The sequence below is a fragment of the Desulfuromonas soudanensis genome (genome assembly GCF_001278055.1).
Taxonomy (GTDB): Bacteria; Desulfobacterota; Desulfuromonadia; order Desulfuromonadales; family WTL; genus Deferrimonas; species Deferrimonas soudanensis.
Genome location: NZ_CP010802.1, coordinates 925,278 through 944,492, shown reverse-complemented (window position 1 = coordinate 944,492; position 19,215 = coordinate 925,278). Strand labels below are relative to the sequence as shown.

The window sequence follows — 19,215 nt, the reverse complement described above, 5'->3', positions numbered from 1 at the left end:
CGTCCCGGCGCCCCTCCCCTCCCCCTGGCCGGCCAGACTCCTTTCTGGAATTCCGGCAGGTTGGCTTTCTTTGAAGGAAAAAACATCGAAGTTGGCAAAGGATATGCATTAACCGCTCACGACACTTCAACATCTTTCCGTTGCGCCCGGCGGCGCAATCCAGGAGTTCAGCAAAGCTAAATCCCTTTTCAATCAACGATCTTCCGGTCCGCTTTCACGATCCCGCAGATTCCATCCGCCGGGGCGTGGGGACCACCTCCGCGACAACATTTCAGACGCCCGTCAAACCGGACAAATTTCCGGTTGTAGCCGACGTGCGTCCAAAAGGAGAAACCAAATGAAAAAAGCAAAACAGTTTCTGTGGCTCCCAATCCTTCTGCTGACAGGGGTGCTGACCGCCTGCGGCAGCGGCGGAGGGTCCTCCGACACGGCCGCAGGCGCTCCCGCCACCGCGGTCAGCGCCGGGGTCGCCGTCGACCCCTACATCGTCGGCGCCCGCTTCGAAGAGGTCTCCTCCGACGGCACCCACATCCTGCAAAGCAGCTCCACCGCCAGCGACAGTCGCGGTCGCTTCTCCTTCGCCAACCCGGTGCAGGAAGAGTCGATTATCCGCCTCAAGAGCTCGACCCGCGGCATGCACGGCAACGCTCCCTATACGGGGATGCTCAAGCGCCGCGTGCACGCCGGCGACGCCGAAAACGCGGTGGTTTCGCCTCTGACCACACTTCTGGCCAACGGCATGAGCGAGACCGAGGTCATTGCCCTCCTCGCCTCCGCGGGCCTCAGCGGCATTGAGGTTGCCGAACTCACCAGCGATCCGATGAAGGACCTCTTCGGCGCCACCGGCGAACTGAGCAACGCCCAGCTCCGCGGCCTGCGCGCCAACATGGCGGTCAATACCCTCTTTATGGCTCTCAACGATTTCGATTACGCCGGCGAGGAGCAGAACGCCGTCAGACTCGTCGACTGCGTGGCCCTGAGCGTCGAAACCCTCAACGCCGCAGGCTTCCAGGCCATGGCCGCCACGATCTCCGGCGAACTCGGCGCCCCCTTCACCTTTGACGACCTGGCCGCGGCCGCAGTCGAAGTGCAGCGCACCGTGGTGGCGCAGATCCGCCAGGATCTTGCCGCCGGCAGCGGCTCGATCTCGGCGGAGCGTTTTTACCAGATGAGCAGCTCCGCTGCCGCCGAACTGCACACCCTCGCCCGCAGCATGTGTGCCGCCCGCCTCGGCGGCACCCTCCCCGGAACCGGAGCCGAGAGCCTCTTTACTGCCAATTGCCAGGGGTGTCACACCCTCGGCACCGGCAGCGGCATGATGGACCTCGCCGGCGACGGCGCCCTCCTGACCGGCAAATTCGACAACGGCTCCAGCCACAAGGGGCAATCCCTGAGCGCCGGCGAACTCCTCGCCCTGGCGGCCTACCTTGACGCCGCCGCACCGACCGAGCCTCCCCCTACCCCTTTAACCGGCAGCGCCCTTTACTCCGCCGAGTGCCAGGGGTGCCACGGCAGCCTCGACACCACGGACATCAGCGCCCGAAATGCCGACTCCATCGCCGCCGCCATCGCCGCCAACGCCGGCGGCATGGGGTACCTGACGCTGAACGCCGAGCAGATCGCCCTGATCGCCGCCGCCCTGCCGGCGGTGACCACACCGCCCACACCGACCCCCGAGCGCACCGGCAGCGAGGTCTACAATCTGGAGTGCGCAAGCTGCCATGCCCTGGGGAGCCACGACTCGGCAGGAGCCATCGATCTCGCCGCCAGGGGGAGCCTAATCGTCACCAAGATTCAGAACGGCCACATGGGAAAAACGCTGAGCTCCTCCGAGCTGACCGCACTGGCCGACTTTGCCGACACCTTCGGCAGCACCCCGCCGCCGGTTGTGCCGCGCAGCGCCGAAACCGTCTACAACGACATCTGCGCCGCCTGTCACATGCTCAGCGGCTTTGACGCCAGCGGCGCCATCGATCTTGCCGGTCTCGGCAACACGGCGGTGACCAAGGTTGCCGCCGGCCATGGCGGCACGGTTTCGACGGTCGAGCTGACGGGGCTGGCCACCTGGCTCGACACCTTCAGCTCCCCCCCGCCCCCGGTGGTGGCTCGCGACGGCGCCACCCTCTACAACCAGAACTGCGCCGCCTGCCATAAGATTTTCGGCTACGATGCCGACGGCAACATCGACCTGGCGAGCCTTGGAAATGCAGCCCTGAACAAACTCGCCGCCGGCCACGGCGGCACGGTCTCCGGCGAGGAACAGCAGAACCTCGCCGCCTGGCTCAACACCTGGACCCCGGCACCGCCGCCGGTGGTCGATCGCAACGGCGTCACGGTGTACAGCGAGAACTGCGCCGGCTGCCACAAGCTCTACGGCTATGATGCCAGCGGCAACGTCGACCTTGCCGGCCAGGGGAGCCTCGCCACCACCAAGGTTGGCAGCGGCCACGGCGGCAGCGTCACCACCGGCGAGCTGGTCAATCTCACCAACTGGCTCGACACCTTCAACCCCGCGCCCCCTCCCGTCGTCGCCCGCCTCGGCCAGGACATCTACGACGCCGAGTGCGCCGCCTGCCACAAGGTCAACGGTTTCGACGCCACCGGCAGCGCCCCGGACATCGCCGGCAACGGCAGCGGTGCGACCACCAGGCTTAATGGCGGCCACAACGGCATCAGCCTGATCGTCGAGGAGGTCGGCAATCTCGCCGGATGGCTCAACACCTTCCAGGCCGGCGACCCCTATGCCGGCTCCTGCAACTCCTGCCACGGCCAGCCGCCGGATGTCGGCGCCCACGGCGTGCATACCGCCCTGGCCCAGGTCGGCACCGACTGTGCCGTCTGCCACAGCGGCGCCGGCCACAACGGCGGGATCGACCTCGCCTTCCCGGCCACCTGGAACGCCAAGAGCGGCACCGCCGGCGGCAACGGCAGCACCTGCTCCAACCTCCGCTGCCACGGCGGACAGACGACCCCGGACTGGACCCTCGGCACCCTCAACAGCAGCACCCAGTGCAAGAGCTGTCACGCCTACGGCACCGGCCAGTACAACGGCTACACCTCCGGAGAGCACCGCAAGCACGCCGTCGACAAGAACTACGACTGTCTCGTCTGCCACGACGCCGGCAAGCTCGCCAACGGCCACTTCGGCGATTTGAGCACCATCTCCTTCGAACAATCGCCGGCCGCCACCATCAAGAGCTCGCTGAGCTATTCCAGCGGCACCTGCCGCACCGCCGGCTGCCACGGCAGCGAAACCTGGTAATCCACGCACCCAAGGGTGTCCAGGAAAAGGGCCGGTCCGGAAGGACCGGCCCTTTTTTTCTGAACTCCGTCCTCCCCCCCGGGGCGAATCAGGTATTTGTCCGGCATTCAGGGCAAAACATGCCCCATTGCGGTGATATACTTCCGGCATGACACGAAAGATTTCGCCCCTTCTGACCATCCTGGCCCTCACCCTGATGGCGTCGGTTACCGGCGCCGGGGAGCCATACCGATGCCTGCCGACCCCGCCGGATGCCGAGGGGCCGTTTTACCGGGCGGGCGCGCCGGTGCGCAACAAGATCGGTACAGGATATCTGCTTCTGGGGGAAGTCAGGTCGGCCGCCGACTGCGCGCCTGTCGCCGGGGCGAAAATCGAGGTGTGGACGACCGGAACGGACGGCCGTTACGACGACCGCTGGCGGGCGACCCTCTTCGCGAACCAGAACGGGCGCTATTTCTTCGAAAGCCACTTCCCCGGCCCCTACGGCAGCCGGCCGCCACACATCCATCTCTCGGTTACGGCGCCGGGCTTTGCCGAGCTGACCACCCAGCACTATCCGAGACCGGGGAGCGCCGAGGCCGTATTCGATCTGGTCCTCGTCCCCGCCCCCTGAGGTCAATCGGAGAGACGGCGCCAGGAGGTCGGACCGTGAACCGCCAGGCCCCGTCGGCGAGGCATTAAAAGCTTTCCGAAAACGGTTCATATATGCTAGGAGTCTGTAGGACTTTCCATGAGCTGGCCCGTATCGTCCGACAGGCTCCTCGACACTGGGTCGTAAGGAGCAACAGACCCCTTGCCGAATCCCCCCGGAGCCCCATGGCCTACGACACCGTCGACGACGCCTTTCACTTTGTAAGCGACGCCCCCCCCGGCGAACGGAGCGCCGTCGTCCGCCGCACCACAGGGGAGGTCTTCCTCGCCTCCTTCAAGGCCGGTTACGACGAGCGCCCGGACGGTTTTGAAACGAACCCCGACTACCGGACCATCCCCCACCGCCAGGACCTCGATCCGGGCAAGGCCCTGGTGCTGGAATTTATCCGGAGTCGTTGCCCGGCGGAGTTGACCCGCGTCGAAGCCCTCTTTGCCCGCTCCGGCGCCTTCCGCAATGTCAAGGATCTGCTGCGCCGCCAGCACCTGCTGGAGAGCTGGCAGGTCTTCGAGAGTCAGCGGATCGAGACGCTGCTCCGCCAATGGTGCGAGGACCAGGGTCTCCGCCGGTAACGGCAGCAGGACGCAACGATGAAGGGAGGTCCCATGCCCGAACACATCCTCCGCGACTCCCTGACCCTGCCGCTGCCGCGCCCGGAGGTCTTCGCCTTCTTTGCCGACGCCGCCAACCTCGGCCGGATCACCCCGCCCGAACTCGACTTCGCAATCCTTTCGCCGCTGCCGATCATCATGTGCCCGGGGGCATTGATCTCCTACCGGCTTCATCTCTTCGGTGTCCCCTTCAACTGGACGAGTGAAATCACCGCCTGGTCGCCCCCGGACTTCTTCGTCGACGAACAGCGATCCGGTCCGTACCGGCAGTGGATTCATACCCACACCTTCAGCGACACCGCCGACGGCGGCACCCTCATCGAGGATGAGGTCCACTACCGCCTGCCGCGCCTCCCCCTCGGCGAGGTCGCCCTGCCGCTGGTGGAAAAACAGCTGCAGCGCATCTTCGCTTACCGCCGCGCCGCGGTAGAAAAACTCCTCCTTCATCCCGGGGGACCGGAAAAAAATACCGATTAAAAAAAGGCGGCCCGCCAAGGCCGCCTTTTTCATTTCCTTAACTATTTACTCCGAATCCTTGGCGGAGGAACCGGGACCTCAGTTCACAACGTTCTGCGGTTTTCCGGCGAGAAAGGCGCCGACATTGGCGACGGCGGTGGCCATCAAGCGCGACCGTGCCGCCCGGGTCGCCCAGGCGATGTGCGGGGTGATGCAGCAGTTTTTCGCCTGGAGCAGGGGGTTGGAGGCGGGGGGCGGCTCCGTCGACAGGACATCGAGCCCCGCTCCGGCGATCCCCCCGGCGTTGAGGGCGGCGGCCAGGGCCCCCTCGTCGACCAGCGCCCCGCGCCCGGTATTGATGAGATAAGAGGTCGGCTTCATCAGCGCGAGGCGGCGGGCATCGACCATCCCTTTTGTCCCTTCGTTCAGGGGACAGTGGAGACTGACCGCGTCGCAGGCGGCAAAGAGTTCGTCGAGGCCGACAAATCTCACTCCTTCCCCTTCCGGATTCCCCCGGTACTTCTCAGGATGGCTGGTATGCACCAGCACCTCCATGCCGAAGGCGCGCCCGAGGAGGGCGACCCGGCGACCGATGGCCCCGAAGCCGACAATCCCCAGGGTGAGGGCGTCGAGCTCGACCAGCGGCCGTTCCCAGAAGCAGAAGTCCGGAGAGTGCGACCATAAACCCTCGCGCACCCGGGCGGCATGGTGGCCGACCTGCTGGGAGAGCTCGAGGAGGAGGGAGAAGACCATCTGCGCCACGGAGGCGGTGCTGTAGGCTGGGACGTTGGTGACCAGGATCCCGCGCTTTCGGGCGGCGGCGGTGTCGACCACGTTGTAGCCGGTGGCCAGGACGCCGATGTAGCGCAGCTGGGCCAGCTGCGCCACTTCCTCGCTTCCCAGAACGACCTTGTTGGTGAGAAGGATCTCCGCTTCCGAGGCCCGGTCAAGGAGGAGATCCTTCGGCGTCCGTTCGTGGACCCGGAGCGCGCCGAGGCTCTCAAGCTCCGACCAGTCGAGGTCCCCGGGATTGAGGGTGTAACCGTCGAGTACGACAATTTTCATTGTTTCCCTCCTTTTTTGCATGAAGCTTGATGGAATCGCAAAAAGGCTATTTTCACCACGGAGGCACAGAGATCGCGGAGGAAACCATTTTACAATCAACAGGTTTTCTCTGTGCCTCTGTGACTCTGTGGTCAAGTTTGAGGTTTTTGCGAGCCCATCAAGCTTAGTTTCGCCGAAAAAAGCAAATTTTGCCACCAGGTCACCTGGACATAATTCGCTAAATTACTTTCTGATAATGGGACGCCCTTTACAGCCGGAGGCGAGAAACCAGAGGCAGGCGGCCGATTGCAGGGCCAGCATCAGGCCGAACCCGGCCCGGTATCCGGTGGCCGCATAGGTCCCGGCGGCGGTCCCCAGCCAGAGACCGATCACCGAACCGATCCCCCATTGGGCGGCAAAGGCGGCGACAAAGACCAGCAGATTAAGCCCCGTATTGGCCCGGCCCGCCAACCGGGGACCGAAACTCTGGGACAGGACCGCATAGGGGAGGATGCTGGCCGTGCCGAAGAAACCGAAGAGGAGCCAGAGCGGGGCGGAGAACCGGGTCCCGACGAGCGCCAGCAGCAGCTGAACCAGCATGAAGGTCCCCATGCCGAAGGCCGCCACGGTCATCAGCGGCACCCCCCGTCGGCCGAGCCGCTCGGAGATGATCCCGAAGAGGAAAAACCCGGCCACCATCGAGAAGGCGATCAGAAGGAGCACCCGGGCCGCCGCCGGGCCATCGAGGCCGGCCACATCCCGCATCCAGGGTCCGGCCCAGAGCCCCTGGATGGCGAGAAACGTCGCCTGGGAGGCGATCGTCCACGGTGCGATGCGCCAGAAGAGCGGGCTGCCGAAGACCGTGGCGATCCCCCGCAGCTGCAGCTGCAGATCGGGTGCGGCCTCCTTTTGCTTGCGCTCCGGGACGACGGAAAAGACGATCACCGCCGCCAGGAAAGAAAGGAGCGCCAGCAAAGTGAAGACCCCCCTCCAGTCGGTCACTTGCAGCAGCGCGGCGACCGGTGCCGTGGCCGTCATCGCTCCCAACCCGCCGGAGACCATCTGCAGTCCGTTGACGAAGGGGAGACGCGCAGGGGGAAACCAGAGGACGAAGGCCTTGAAGGCCGCCATCAGGCAGGCCGAGACCCCCAGGCCGATCAGGGCCCGTCCCAAAACCAGACCGGCGAGACTTTCGGCCCGGGCGAAGACCAGGGCACCGATGGCGGCGAAGAGGAGGAGGATCGCCTCGATCCGCCGCGGACCGTAGCGGTCGAGGAGGAGTCCGAGGGGGAGCTGAAAAGCGGCAAAGGTGAGAAAATAGGCGGAGGTGAGGAGCCCGAGACGGGAGGGATCGAGTCCCAGGTCCGAAGCCAGGCTTGGGGCAATGACCGCATTCACCACCCGGAAGATATAGGAGAGAAAATATCCGAAGGCAAAGGGGAGGAAGACCCGTGCCAGGGAAGACCAGGAATTCGGCGTTGGCGGGGATTTCATGGTCATAGGGGAGACGCCGGGGGATAAGAGTGGAAAGGAACGATTGCGACGCCAGGGATGCCGCCGTTATTTTTGCGCCGTGACGCCCATGAGCGCCGCGACCTTCACCACTTTTGTGAAACCGGCCGCCCTGAGGCGCTGCGCGGCATGATCGACAAAACTCGCCCCCCGTTTCAGCAGGTGCGGGTTCCCCGTATAGTGAAAGAGGGCGCCGCGCCTCTTCAGCACCCGGTAAATTTCCCGGTAGAACGGCTCGCCGTAGAGCTCTCCGGCGAGCGAAAACCGGGGAGGATCATGAATGACCGAATCGAAGGATGCCGCAGGGAGCGTCCGGATGTACTCCTCGATGTCGCCCTGCACCAACTGGATGTTTGGACCGAAGATCCCCCGGGACCAGGGGTTTTTCTCCCGCAGCGCCATGACCGTTGCACTCTTCTCGACGGAGAGGACGTCCCGCGCCCCGAGCCTTACCGCCGCTTGGGCCGCGTAGCCGAGCCCGCTGCAGGTATCGAGGACCCGGTCCCCTTTTTTCACGACCTGGGCGGCCATCTGCCCGGCGCTCTCAAAGGGGTTGATCCCCTTGGAAATGTGCATTTTCACCCCGCTGATCTCCAGCAGCGGCGCCTGATCCGTGGGGACGAGTTTGTAATAACCCTCCCCCCGCTCCTCGAGAACGTCGAGACGACCGCCCTCCAGGTAGTAAATCCGGCTCTCCTTCCCCTCGATCTGCCGCAACTCCTCACGGCTCAGGCGATTCTCCCCGTCGAGGACCAGCTCGTCGCCGCAGAGGGGAAAGGTCTCCCGGGAAAGGTTGAGATCGGCGGAAATCTCGATGCCTGTCTCGCCCCGGTCCATCGCCTCGAGAACCTTACGGGCAATCGCCGAATAGATCCAATAACCTTTATTGCTCATGACCACCTGTCTGCCGAAGGACCGCCACTTTTCCGGTCGGGGTGAGGTTATAGAATCAAGCCTGGCGGCAGGGGATGAAATTGGCCGTTTGTGATTTCAGATCCAGAACGACCCTCACCCTTCGGCTCTTCAGCTGCTCAAGGACCTCTTCGACCTTTTCGGCAAGCGAGCAACCGGCATCACCCCAATCCGCGCCGTCGCGGGTCACAAACTCCTGGACCATCTTCTTCAGGGTCTCGGGATGGATCCGCTCGTAGGGGACCTCGACACCTTCTTCTTGCTCATCCTCTTCTTTTTTCTGCGACATGAAATCCCTTCAAGTAAGCGCTACGGCTTCAGATCCGACTCAAAAAACTTTCGCCCGAGTCATCCGTTTGCCGGTTTCTTGATTGTCTGCGCCCAGCATAGGGCAAAGCCGGCCGGTGTGCCAATTTTTTTCCGACGGTGACGAGAGGCTCCTTGCGTGATACCCTTGGAGAACATTGCCGCAAACCCAACCTTCAAGGAGAACGACATGCGACCGATCACGACATTATTCCTGGCCCTTCTGACGACACTCCTCCTGAGCGCCTGCAAACAGGAAACGCCCCCGCCCCGCCCGGAAACGGCCCAACCGGCAGCGACGGAGACGCAGCCGGTTACCGAGGAAGCAAAACCCCCCGTCGCCGAGCCGGCGGCCGAGCCCCAGAAGGAGGCGGAAAAACCCGCCGCCGACGTCCAGGCTCCGGCTCCAGCTGTCACCAAGGAGGAGGCCAAGGCACCGGCCGCCGCGGCCGTTCAAGAGGCGCAGCAGGAGGTGGCTCCCGTTACGGCACCGGCGACCGTCAAACCGGCCGTTCCTGCGGCCGCGGGCCCGGCGACCGTCATCTACGAGGCAACGATGGGGAAGGTGACCTTCAATCATACCGTCCATTCCGCCAGCCTCGACTGCAGCAAGTGCCATCCTACCGATCCCCCGCAAAAGGTCGTCATCGACAAGGAGATCGCCCACACCCTCTGCAAGGATTGCCACAAGGTAACCGGCGGCAGCGCCCCGACGGCCTGCACGGGATGTCACAAAAAGTAGCGGGTCGTAAGGAATCGAGAAAATCAACGCCCCTTTTTCAGGAGTCGCCATGTCCTTCATCCCTGTCCTCTACCGCCTGGCGCTCTCCTTCTGGGTCGGCGGGGTCGCCCTTTTCACCTTCGTCCTCACCCCCATCCTCTTCAAGACCGAGGCGCGCGACCTGGCCGGCAGGATCGTCGGCGTCCTCTTCCCCGGCTACTTTCGCTACGGACTCGCCTGCGGCGCCGTTGCCCTGGTCTGCCTGCTGCTGCAGCGCGGCCGGCACTTCATCCCGGCCCTCGTGCTCCTCGTCCTGATGCTGGCGGCCACCTCCTTTCAGGCCCTTGTCATCGAGCCGAAGGCGGCCGCCCTCAAGGAGCAGATCGTCTCTTTTGAAACAACCCCCAAGGACGACCCCCTGCGGCAGGAGTTCTCCCGCCTGCATGCCGTCTCGGCCGTCTGCAACCTCACCGTCTTTGCCGGCGGCGTGGCGTTGATCATCCTGTTGTAAGCGCAGAGGTGGGACCGGCAACGGAAAAATTTCATTCAGGGAAAACAGGAAGGGCGGCCGATCGGGCCGCCCTTCCTGTTTCAACGAAATATATTCCGGACGGACGGAGAGGTCGAGGGGAAAAAATCAGGGATTTTTCCTCAGGCTGCGGGCCAGGATTTCGAATGCCAGATCGAGGTCGGCCTCCGGACTCAGGGCCGGACCGAGAACCTTGACCAGCGCGGCCCGCTTGAGCAGGCGGTCACTGTAGATTGCCTGGGGCGCCAGACGCCGCAGGGCATTTTTCAGGTAGCCGAAATTGAGGTCGCGCGACACCTGCATCGCCTCGCCGAGACCATCGTAACTCATCACTGACCTGTTAAAGACCACCGTTTCCCCTCCCCGCCGATAAAGCCAGAGGGTCTCGTCACGCTCTTCGGAGAGGACAGTCTCTTCCCGCGTCACCTTCTTGGTCATCGGCACGCCGCCGGCGAGAAGGGTTTTGCCGATGCTGAATTTGCGCTCCGTCACCGTGGCGGTGGTCTGTTTTTCCCCGGAGCTGCAGGTGGCGACAAGAAGGAGCTCAATGGTGCCGTAGTCAATCGCGCAGCGCTCTGCGGCAAATGACTCGAGCTGCAGCGCCTGCGCACCGAGGACGAAACGGCGGACGGGAAACGCCGCCTTCCTCTGCCGGACGTCCGCGCTATCGATCACCAACGCAGGGACGGCGGCCTGGGACAATCTGGCCGCCAACGTCTCGGCCTGCTTCGGATCGGCGAAACTTGCCAGGACCGCCGGGCCGCCGCCGGCAATCTTCTGCCGGGCCTCGAACGCCAGAATGCCGAGAATCTCGGCGATAGTGGCGGCGACCGCAGCTTCTTCCTGCTGCCAGGAGCAGACCGCAACGATATGCATCGTGATTCCCCCTTGAAGGTGAATGAGTAAAAACTTCATCCCTGCCGGTTACTTTATCATGAGCGGAGGGCAGGGGGGAGGGACCTTTTTCCCCGGGCCTGAAATAATACGGTCCGGGAAAAGGATCGGAGGATCTGCCTCGCCCCGGCGGCCGGGTGGTATACTTGTGCTGATCCCTGAAGCGAGCCGCCGGTAAAGGAGTCTTTGCCATGAAAGCGATCCGTGTCCATGAATTCGGTCCTCCCGAAGCAATGCTGCTCGAAGAGGTCCCCCCCCTCGCCCCCGGTCCGGGTGAAGTGGTGGTCCGACTGCAAGCCGTCGGCGTCAACCCCGTCGACACCTATATCCGCTCCGGCCTCTATGCTCCGGACCTCCCCCTCCCCTACACCCCCGGCAGCGACGGCGCGGGGATCATCGAGGCCGTCGGCACCGGCGTCAGGCACCGCACCGTCGGCCAGAGGGTCTACGTCGCCCGCTCCCTCTCCGGCACCTACGCCGAAGCGGCTCTCTGCAAGGAGTTCCACACCCATCCGCTCCCGGAAAAAACGAGCTTCGGCCAGGGAGCGGCGATCGGCGTTCCTTACGGGGCGGCCTTCCGGGCCCTCTTCCAGCGGGCGCACGCGGTTCCGGGGGAGACGGTCCTGGTCCATGGCGCCAGCGGCGGGGTCGGGATTGCCGCGGTGCAGCTCGCCCGGGCCGCCGGACTGCGGGTGATCGGTACCGCCGGAACCGCAGAGGGGGAGGCGCTGGTGGCCGCCCAGGGGGCCCACCATGTCCTCAATCACCGCGAAAAGGGGTATCTCGAGAAGTTGCCGGAACTGACCTGCGGCGCCGGAGTCGACGTCATCCTGGAGATGCTGGCCAACGTCAATCTCGACCGCGACCTCGGGGTGCTCGCCAAGGGGGGACGGGTGGTGGTGATCGGCAGTCGCGGCCGGGTGGAGATCGACCCGCGCACCGCCATGGGACGGGAAGCCGCCATCCTCGGCATGATTCTTTTTGCCGCCAGCGACAAGGAACAGGCAAGCATGCACGCCGCCCTTGCCGAAGGGATGAGAAACGGAACGCTGCAACCGGTTGTGAGCCGCGAGCTCCCCCTGGCCAAGGCAGCGGCGGCCCACCACGCGGTGATGGAGACGAGCACCTGTGGCAAGATTGTTCTCCTCCCCTGACCGGAGGCAGCACCCCGGACTTTTCCGGAGAAACTTGACAGCCGGACGCCATCTCCTAGAGTTAGAAAACAGACCGGCAACCATCAATCGACAGGGAGAGCATTATGAACGTATTCGATTTTGCGATGAAGATGGAAGTGGATGGCAAGGCCTATTACGAAAAACTCGCCAAAAAGGCCGATTTGGCCGGGTTGAAAACCATCTTCTCCCGCCTGGCCGAGGATGAGCAGAAGCACTACGATATTTTTCAGGAGTTGAAAGCGGGGGCCAGGGCCCCGGCCATGCCGGAGACGACGATCCTCAATGAAGCCAGAAACATCTTTGCCGAACTGCCGAAAGGCGAGGCGGCCCTGAAAAATGTCGCTGACGACCTCGAGGCCTATCAGCATGCCATGAAGCTTGAAACGGACAGTTTTCGCCTCTATGAAGATGCAGCGGCCAAGGAAAAAGACCCGGGGGTCAAGGCCCTGCTCCTGAAGATCGCCGGCGAGGAGCACAAGCACTTCAACATCCTCGGGAACATCTTCCACTTCGTCAACGCCCCCAACCAGTTCCTCGCCTGGCGCGAATTCAGCAACCTCGACGAGTTCCATCAGTTCGGCCGGGATGTCGATCGCTGAATTCGGCGACAGGACCCAGGCCTGGCGAAATTACTTAAATTGAATAAAAGGCGGCCAGACGGCCGCCTTTTCCTTTGCCCGTTTTTCAGACGGGACTTATTAATCAAGGCACATCTCTTGCTTGGATTTAAGGTCTCCTGGGTCTAGGCGTTGATGACGGGGAAATTTCCCGGCGGCTCGCCCCGCCCGCAGCGGAAGGAGAGCGGCACCGGGGCATTTTTCAGGAGGCCGAACCGGTCGCCATATCCCCGCTTCCCCCTGGTGAGGAGACGTAACCTCATTGTCAAGAAAGAGATTGCCTATGTCAGTCAAAGAGTGGCTCCTGATCGTCTCCCTGCTCCTCTGCGCGGCCTCGGCCTGGTCTTCAACGGAGGAGCCGACAAAGCGCCTGCTCGTCTATGGCCCCGGTGGCCCTCATCACGTGATCGAGGAGTGCGCAGAACTCTTCGAGGAGCGGCACGGGATCGATGTCGCGGTCTTCAAGGCCATGCCCGTTGAACTGGGCCAAAAGCTCCGGGAAAATGGAGATATCTACTTCGGCGGGGCCGAATACATGCTGGAGAGTTTCGACCGCCGCCATCCCGGTGTGCTCGACATGACCTCGGCAGAAAAACTCCATCCGCGGCGCATGGGGGTCCTCGTGCGCAAGGGGAATCCCCTGAACATCAAGGGGACCGAGGACCTGCGGCAAAAAGAGGTCGGAATCCTCGATGTCAAACTTGAGAACATGAGACACTTCCATGGCGCGCCCTCGGGGCTGAGCAGCAACATCCGGAAGTTCGAGTACACCGGGCAGCAGGGGGCTGCGGCCTGGCTCTCCACCCCGGAGATCGATGCCTGGGTGACCTACAAATCCTGGCACTTTTTTCTCGAGGCCGAATCGGACTTCATCGAAATCCCCGGAGACGCCGGACTGCGCTTCACACCGGTGGCCCTGACCCGGCAGACTCCCAACAGGGAGGCAGCGCTGCAGTTCATTTCCTTCTTGAAGTCGGAGGAGGCGCGCCGGGTCTTTGAGGAACACGGGTGGTACTAAGTGCGACCGCATGGAAATCAACGAAACAGCAACCTTTACCAGTTATTAAAATTCGTCACTGCGTCAAACGAAAGGCCGCCCCCTCCCGGGAGCGGCCTTTCGTCCTTTTTCAGAGGAGACACCCCGCCTCAGCCGAGGTTGGCGTTGACGAAGTCCCAGTTGACCAGGTGGTCGAGGAAGGCCTGAAGAAAGTCAGGACGACGGTTCTGGTAATCGAGGTAATAGCCATGTTCCCAGACATCGACCACCAGCAGCGGCTTATGCCCCTTGGTCAGCGGGGTTTCAGCGTTGGCGGTCTGGGCAATCTCCAGTTTGCCATCCTTGAGGACCAGCCAGGCCCAGCCGCTGCCGAACTGGGTGGCGCCGGCGTTTTTGAAATCGGCGGCGAACTTCTCGTAGCCGCCGAGGTCGGCGTCGATTCTGGCGGCCACCTTCCCCGTCGGCTTGCCGCCCCCTCCGGGTTTCAGGCACTTCCAGAAGAAGCTGTGGTTCCAGACCTGGGCGGCGTTGTTGAACAGCCCCTTCTTGGCCTGGTCGCCGGCGGCCGCCAGGATGATCGACTCGAGGTCCTTGCCGGCCAGGGGAGTCCCCTCGATCAGCTTGTTGGTGTTGTCGACGTAGGCCTTGTGGTGCTTGCCGTGGTGAAACTCGAAGGTGCGCGCACTGATATGGGGTTCCAGAGCGGCTATGGGAAAGGGGAGTTCGGGCAGGGCGATGGTCATTTCTTCCTCCTTGGGTTGAAGATTGGGTTTGAGATCGACGGGAGTTGAAAGTTTAACAAGTTCTGGTTGAGGGGCAAGCAGGGGGGGGAAAGCGGCCGCTGCCGAAGCGTTTTTTTCTCGGGATGCGGAAAGAACCTCCAGAGACGCAGGGGGTACGGTGTACTATGGTACAATCAGGGGCAAAGGAGATCATCATGACAAAGAGAGGGGAAACGACGCTCCTTGCCGCAGGGTGCTTCTGGTGCGTCGAGGCGGTCTTCAGCCGGATCAGGGGGGTGGAGGAGGTCGTCTCGGGGTACGCCGGCGGGACGGTGGAAAACCCCACCTATGAGGAGGTCTGCAGCGGAGCCACCGGCCATGCAGAGGCTGTGCGCATTACCTTCGATCCGGAGGTGATCTCCCTGGCCGAGCTCCTCGAGGTCTTCTGGCACATCCACGACCCGACCACCCTCAACCGCCAGGGAGCCGACGCTGGCACCCAATACCGCTCGGCCATCTTCTACCTCGACGAGAGGCAGAAGGAGGTCGCCGAGAGATCGAGACGCGCAGCCGGGGAGGCGGGGAACTGGCCCGACCCGATCGTCACCGAGATCGTCCCCTTCAGCAACTTCTACCCGGCAGAAAAAGTCCACCAAAATTACTTCGAGCAAAACTCCTTCCAGCCCTACTGCCGGATGGTCATCGACCCGAAGATCAGAAAGTTGCAGAAGAACTTTGCCGAGAAGCTGAAGACGCCATCGGCCTGAGTGGGTTCCGACCCAGGGACAAAGCATGCGCATCTGGGACATCAATCCGGGATATCTGAACCGGCAGAGCCTCCTCGGCGAGCACCGTGAACTTCACGGCATCGTTTCGATTCTGGTCAACGGGAAGAGGGGATATTCCCGCCATCCGGAAACCTTGCGGTGGGCCGGCTTCGGCTGGGCGTTGCGGCAGCGCCACCAGTTGCTCGCCGCTGAAATGGAACTGCGCGGCTATACCGACCGCTCGCCGGTGGCCACCCTTGCCAACAGGGGGCTGTGGCCGACGACCTGGATCGACGAGCCCTTCCGGCAGTTGCAAATTCTTGAAGACAAATATCGCGACAGGGAGCCGGGACGCATCCCCCTGCCGAAAAACGCCCAGCAATTCTGGAGCCAGCATAAATATTCGGTCCTGGCGCGCAACGTCCCTCTCTACCGGGAACTGGGCAGGGAGGTCGCGGCGATGAAACCGGGGGACGACTTTTCGCCCCTGGTCAGGAGGCTCACGGAACTGCTGCGGACTCCCCCGGCAACCGGCGGATTAATCAACGCGCTGCAGCACATGTGGGGATACGTGTCAAAGGACGATTCGGCTCAGGGAGGCGACGTCGCCGCCTGGGACCCGGGCCGTCTCCTCGATGAGATCCAGCGCCGCGCCCGTTCCTCCAAAGAGCCGTACCTGATGATGTCCACCGCCCTGAGCGAGCTGAAGGCGTGGCTGCCAGAGTCCTGACACTTTTGGCGCCTACCTTCCGCGGATTTTTTCTGTCAGCAGCTCCTCGTCGGGGAACTCACCCGTCTCTTTTTTGGAATAGACCAGCCTGCCGTCGACGACAACCTCAAAGACCCCGCCGCTCGATTCGATGAGACTGACGTCCGCGGCCATCGCTTCCCTGATCCTCGCCGCCAGACTGGCGGCGTGCTCGCGATAACCTCACCTGTTGCAGTATTCGATGGTGACTTCCATGGGGTCCTCCCGGACGGTGAGAATGGGCTTGCCATGAGATTATAACATCGCCGGGGCCATCCGCGTCCCCGGGCCTCAAGGAAAAGGCGACCCCAGGGCCGCCTTTTTTTCACTGTCATTTCACCTTGCGGGCAACCGGTAATCCGCCCCGGCAAACTGGATGTTGGCCGGATCGCTGCATCGCGGCGGCGAGACGGCATGCACCCCGCCGCAGGCCGGACAGCTGCCGACATAGGTGAGAAGGGTGAAGGGCACGCCGCACCCCTGGCAGGCGGCTGACAAACCACCGCCGGGGACGGCCTGATTTCTCAACCCCCCGCCATGGGCGTGAAAAACAAATTCCACCAGGTCGCGCCCCTCGGCAAAAGGTCCGCCGTTTCCGGCGCCCTGACCGCATCCGCAATTGTTCATCGTTGAATCTCCCCGTTGATGATTGGTAGTGGGCGACGAGCCCGAGGCGTAAAAGATTACCCCTCGATCGTCCCGGGGGACATGACCCAGGTCAAAAGGGGAAAAAAGAAAGGCCCCCTTTTGCGCAAAGGAAGCCTCCCATTTTTCATCTCTTCGGTCCCGGCCGGAGAGGTTCAGGTCCGGTCGGAGAGGATCTCTTCGTCCGGCGCCTCATCCCGGGGAAAGAGAGCGTCGAGGAGGGGCGCCAGGTGCCCGTTGAGGGTGCGGATCGGACGCCAGCTCCGGGTCGGGACGGGAGCGGAGGGCGGGTCCTGAGAGGGTTCCGCCGCCAGCAGGGGCGGAAGGTCCATGGCGGCCAACAGGGAGTGGAGATCCCTTCGGCCGCCGACGCGGACGCGAATGCGCTCCACCCAGGCGGGGAGGATCCGACGATCGACCGGAGCCGCAAAGGAGGAGGAGGCCGAAAGGCGGGCCTTCCTGAAGGCGTCCATGCCGTTGCCGTCCTCACCCCTTTCCCCCGCACTCCGTCGCAGGGCCAGGACCGTTTCATCGCTGACCACCAGGCTCCCCGCCGCCACCCGTCCGGGATAGGTCTCCATCAATTCGAGCAGCACCTGCCCTCCCCGCGAAATGCCGAGGATCACCGCCCGGCCGACGCCGAGATAGTTGAGCAGGGCCACGGCGGCCGCGGCACGCCCCTGCTCCCTGCCGTCCGATACCCCGAGGTTGCTGAGGATCACCCGGTAACCGGCCTGAACCAGAGGGATGAAATGGCCGCGCAGTTCGCTGCCGGAAGGATCGTCGTGAAGTACCATCACCGCCGGACCGCAACCGCCGTCCTCATATTCGATCGCCACCCCATCAAGATTTGCTTCCATCGATTGCCCCCTGAATTTTTTCGCCTTCGCCGCTGCGGAGAACCGACCGTCCACCGTCGACCGCTACCGGGGAAACTAGCAATTAATATACCGACGTTCTATTATCTTCTTGTAAAATTTAATTTATACCTATTTACGGTAACTTAAACCTCAAACAGCAAGGACGGAAGCCCTCCTCTGCCGCACCATTTTTTGCAACGATGCCAAAACAGATAGCGCATTTTTTATGCCTTATCACAATCCCCCGTCATTCTCCCAAGGAATCATCTGTCTTTTTGATGACTTGGACTGACTCACCGGCCCCCGTCAAGATTTGCAATTCTGCAAAACAGTATTCTACCATCCGCACTGTGCCTGCTGCAGCCTCGCGAGTCCTCGGAGCGCCGCGCCGTGGGTCGACCCGCCCTGCGGCCGTTGCCTTCCCGCAGGCCGGTGGTAATGTAGAGTCAAACGCTCCGCTTCGTTTAGAGCGGACCGGACAAAGGAGATACGCCATGAAAAGAATATTGACCCTGTTCTCCCTGTTCCTTTTCACCTCGACCGCGCTGGCCGCCGGAACTGCGGTCACCTACGAAGTCGACGGCCAACCGTACGAAGGTTACTACGTCACCCCCGCACCCGGCGCCCCGCTCGTCTTCCTGGTCCACGACTGGGACGGCCTCACCGACTACGAGGTGAAACGCTCGGAGATGCTTGCGGATATGGGATATGCGGTCTTTGCCGTCGATCTCTTCGGCAAGGGAGTCCGACCGACGACGCTGGAGGAGAAGCAGAAGCTGACCGGCGCCCTCTACGGCGACCGGGCGCGGATGCGCGCCTTGCTGCAGGGGGGACTGAATGCAGCGAAAAAACAGGGAGGGGATGTCAAAAACGCCGTGGCCATCGGCTACTGCTTCGGCGGCGCGGCGATCCTCGAACTCGCACGCTCCGGAGCCGACCTCAAAGGATTCGTCGCCTTCCACGGCGGACTGACGACCCCCGAGGGGCAAGACTACCGGCAGACCAAGGGGACGCTCCTGGTTCTGCACGGCACAGCCGACAGCAGCGTGTCGATGGAAGATTTTGCCACACTGGCCGTCGCCCTCGAAACGGCCGGAGTGACCCACGAGATGACGACCTACAGCGGAGCCCCCCACGCCTTCACGGTTTTCGGCAGCGACCGCTACCGCAAGGACGCCGACGAGAAGTCCTGGAAACGCTTTGGTGAGTTTTTAAGGGAGACGCTGCGTTAGGGGGACTGGCTACTTTTGCAGTCCAAAAAGTTGCCTGTCCCCCTGCATAGAGCTTTCGACCGGCACGGTGGCAGGGCGGGAGGGAAAATCGCTTCTGTTCAAATCGCCGATGAATATGTCCCGGCGTTCGATACCGCGGCGGATGTTGTGGTGCAGGGCGAAAGAACGCCTATGAATTATTGGTGAGGCATGAGTAAATTATATCGCCGTGGGGCGGCGCAGCTTGTTCATATCCGATAAAAGGGGAGACCAACCTCTGGTCTCCCCTTTGTATGCTAACGTTTTTTTTCTTTTTGAATCCTCGCTGGCAGAACACCGCGAATACGTTCTTCGTCGTTCAGCCATTTCTCGATGATCACCGCGTCCTTGTCGACCGTGACCACAGTCCAGCCGTCTTCGAGTGGAGCACCTGGCTTGACCTTGAATAGTTTATGTTTGTCGGTGTCCCTGATTTCGGCGTTACCGTTCTGGATCGAGATCACTTCGTAGGTCTTGGCACCGGCGGGGAGGGCACCAAGGGTTAGGAACAATGCCAAAATGAGTATTTTCATCATCA

The 19,215-nt window shown here is 62.7% G+C and carries 23 protein-coding genes; 12 read left to right on the top strand and 11 right to left on the bottom strand.

Going from position 1 to position 19,215, the window contains the following annotated elements:
• Positions 1 to 337 precede the first annotated feature (337 nt).
• From DSOUD_RS04060 to DSOUD_RS04045, 4 genes are all read left to right on the top strand, one after another.
• On the top strand, positions 338 to 3,262 hold the full coding sequence (locus DSOUD_RS04060; RefSeq protein WP_053549803.1) for a c-type cytochrome: 2,925 nt from the start codon (positions 338 to 340) through the stop codon (positions 3,260 to 3,262).
• A 148-nt stretch (positions 3,263 to 3,410) separates the two neighbouring features.
• Positions 3,411 to 3,875, top strand: a complete 465-nt coding sequence (locus tag DSOUD_RS04055) for a dioxygenase family protein (RefSeq protein WP_053549802.1) — start codon at positions 3,411 to 3,413, stop codon at positions 3,873 to 3,875.
• Between the two features lie 203 nt (positions 3,876 to 4,078).
• Entirely contained in the window at positions 4,079 to 4,483 is a 405-nt protein-coding gene (locus tag DSOUD_RS04050) for a hypothetical protein (RefSeq protein WP_053549801.1), read from the top strand.
• Between the two features lie 33 nt (positions 4,484 to 4,516).
• On the top strand, positions 4,517 to 4,999 hold the full coding sequence (locus tag DSOUD_RS04045; RefSeq protein WP_053549800.1) for an SRPBCC family protein: 483 nt from the start codon (positions 4,517 to 4,519) through the stop codon (positions 4,997 to 4,999).
• 78 nt (positions 5,000 to 5,077) lie between these two features.
• Here DSOUD_RS04045 and DSOUD_RS04040 read toward each other — a convergent pair whose 3' ends face one another.
• From DSOUD_RS04040 to DSOUD_RS04025, 4 genes are all read right to left on the bottom strand, one after another.
• On the bottom strand, positions 5,078 to 6,043 hold the full coding sequence (locus tag DSOUD_RS04040) for a D-2-hydroxyacid dehydrogenase (protein WP_053549799.1): 966 nt from the start codon (positions 6,041 to 6,043) through the stop codon (positions 5,078 to 5,080).
• Between the two features lie 222 nt (positions 6,044 to 6,265).
• Entirely contained in the window at positions 6,266 to 7,522 is a 1,257-nt protein-coding gene (locus tag DSOUD_RS04035) for an MFS transporter (RefSeq protein ID WP_053549798.1), read from the bottom strand.
• 60 nt (positions 7,523 to 7,582) lie between these two features.
• The gene (locus DSOUD_RS04030; RefSeq protein WP_053549797.1) at positions 7,583 to 8,428 is read right to left on the bottom strand and encodes a class I SAM-dependent methyltransferase; all 846 of its coding nucleotides are present in this window, start codon (positions 8,426 to 8,428) and stop codon (positions 7,583 to 7,585) included.
• A 55-nt stretch (positions 8,429 to 8,483) separates the two neighbouring features.
• Complete coding sequence (locus DSOUD_RS04025) at positions 8,484 to 8,735, bottom strand: YheU family protein (RefSeq protein ID WP_053549796.1); 252 nt, start codon at positions 8,733 to 8,735, stop codon at positions 8,484 to 8,486.
• A 207-nt stretch (positions 8,736 to 8,942) separates the two neighbouring features.
• Here DSOUD_RS04025 and DSOUD_RS04020 point away from each other — a divergent pair, with 207 nt between their 5' ends.
• A complete protein-coding gene (locus DSOUD_RS04020; RefSeq protein WP_053549795.1) occupies positions 8,943 to 9,494 on the top strand; it encodes a cytochrome c3 family protein in 552 nt (183 codons plus the stop codon).
• A gap of 49 nt (positions 9,495 to 9,543) precedes the next feature.
• Entirely contained in the window at positions 9,544 to 9,984 is a 441-nt protein-coding gene (locus DSOUD_RS04015) for a DUF4149 domain-containing protein (protein ID WP_053549794.1), read from the top strand.
• Positions 9,985 to 10,110: 126 nt separating this feature from the next.
• On the opposite strand, the gene DSOUD_RS04010 is transcribed toward DSOUD_RS04015, so the two are convergent.
• A complete protein-coding gene (locus DSOUD_RS04010) occupies positions 10,111 to 10,878 on the bottom strand; it encodes a hypothetical protein (RefSeq protein ID WP_053549793.1) in 768 nt (255 codons plus the stop codon).
• A 209-nt stretch (positions 10,879 to 11,087) separates the two neighbouring features.
• Here DSOUD_RS04010 and DSOUD_RS04005 point away from each other — a divergent pair, with 209 nt between their 5' ends.
• Both DSOUD_RS04005 and DSOUD_RS04000 read left to right on the top strand, forming a co-directional pair.
• Complete coding sequence (locus DSOUD_RS04005) at positions 11,088 to 12,050, top strand: NADPH:quinone reductase (RefSeq protein WP_053549792.1); 963 nt, start codon at positions 11,088 to 11,090, stop codon at positions 12,048 to 12,050.
• Between the two features lie 104 nt (positions 12,051 to 12,154).
• Positions 12,155 to 12,670 (top strand): ferritin-like domain-containing protein, encoded by a 516-nt coding sequence (locus tag DSOUD_RS04000; protein ID WP_053549791.1) that lies wholly within the window; start codon positions 12,155 to 12,157, stop codon positions 12,668 to 12,670.
• Between the two features lie 143 nt (positions 12,671 to 12,813).
• On the opposite strand, the gene DSOUD_RS18305 is transcribed toward DSOUD_RS04000, so the two are convergent.
• The gene (locus tag DSOUD_RS18305) at positions 12,814 to 12,957 is read right to left on the bottom strand and encodes a hypothetical protein (RefSeq protein ID WP_198300360.1); all 144 of its coding nucleotides are present in this window, start codon (positions 12,955 to 12,957) and stop codon (positions 12,814 to 12,816) included.
• A gap of 14 nt (positions 12,958 to 12,971) precedes the next feature.
• Between DSOUD_RS18305 and DSOUD_RS03995 the strand changes: the two genes are divergently transcribed.
• Entirely contained in the window at positions 12,972 to 13,706 is a 735-nt protein-coding gene (locus tag DSOUD_RS03995; RefSeq protein WP_053549790.1) for a substrate-binding domain-containing protein, read from the top strand.
• 128 nt (positions 13,707 to 13,834) lie between these two features.
• Here the strand turns inward: DSOUD_RS03995 and DSOUD_RS03990 are convergent, their stop codons facing one another.
• The gene (locus DSOUD_RS03990) at positions 13,835 to 14,428 is read right to left on the bottom strand and encodes a superoxide dismutase (protein ID WP_053549789.1); all 594 of its coding nucleotides are present in this window, start codon (positions 14,426 to 14,428) and stop codon (positions 13,835 to 13,837) included.
• Between the two features lie 194 nt (positions 14,429 to 14,622).
• On the opposite strand from DSOUD_RS03990, the gene msrA reads away from it, so the two are divergent.
• Together msrA and DSOUD_RS03980 are read left to right on the top strand one after the other, a co-directional pair.
• A complete protein-coding gene (msrA, locus tag DSOUD_RS03985) occupies positions 14,623 to 15,174 on the top strand; it encodes a peptide-methionine (S)-S-oxide reductase MsrA (protein WP_053549788.1) in 552 nt (183 codons plus the stop codon).
• Between the two features lie 25 nt (positions 15,175 to 15,199).
• Positions 15,200 to 15,904: a DUF1722 domain-containing protein gene (locus tag DSOUD_RS03980; protein WP_053549787.1), complete on the top strand. Its 705-nt coding sequence runs from the start codon at positions 15,200 to 15,202 to the stop codon at positions 15,902 to 15,904.
• A 12-nt stretch (positions 15,905 to 15,916) separates the two neighbouring features.
• On the opposite strand, the gene DSOUD_RS17700 is transcribed toward DSOUD_RS03980, so the two are convergent.
• The 3 genes from DSOUD_RS17700 to DSOUD_RS03970 all read right to left on the bottom strand — a co-directional run bounded on the left by DSOUD_RS17700 (position 15,917) and on the right by DSOUD_RS03970 (position 17,427).
• On the bottom strand, positions 15,917 to 16,138 hold the full coding sequence (locus DSOUD_RS17700; protein WP_279330669.1) for an Rdx family protein: 222 nt from the start codon (positions 16,136 to 16,138) through the stop codon (positions 15,917 to 15,919).
• Positions 16,139 to 16,258: 120 nt separating this feature from the next.
• Positions 16,259 to 16,549: a hypothetical protein gene (locus tag DSOUD_RS03975; RefSeq protein WP_053549786.1), complete on the bottom strand. Its 291-nt coding sequence runs from the start codon at positions 16,547 to 16,549 to the stop codon at positions 16,259 to 16,261.
• Positions 16,550 to 16,722: 173 nt separating this feature from the next.
• A complete protein-coding gene (locus DSOUD_RS03970) occupies positions 16,723 to 17,427 on the bottom strand; it encodes an alpha/beta fold hydrolase (protein ID WP_053549785.1) in 705 nt (234 codons plus the stop codon).
• Positions 17,428 to 17,921: 494 nt separating this feature from the next.
• On the opposite strand from DSOUD_RS03970, the gene DSOUD_RS03965 reads away from it, so the two are divergent.
• On the top strand, positions 17,922 to 18,659 hold the full coding sequence (locus DSOUD_RS03965) for a dienelactone hydrolase family protein (protein ID WP_053549784.1): 738 nt from the start codon (positions 17,922 to 17,924) through the stop codon (positions 18,657 to 18,659).
• Positions 18,660 to 18,934: 275 nt separating this feature from the next.
• On the opposite strand, the gene DSOUD_RS03960 is transcribed toward DSOUD_RS03965, so the two are convergent.
• Positions 18,935 to 19,210, bottom strand: a complete 276-nt coding sequence (locus DSOUD_RS03960; protein WP_053549783.1) for a hypothetical protein — start codon at positions 19,208 to 19,210, stop codon at positions 18,935 to 18,937.
• Between the last annotated feature and the right edge of the window lie 5 nt (positions 19,211 to 19,215).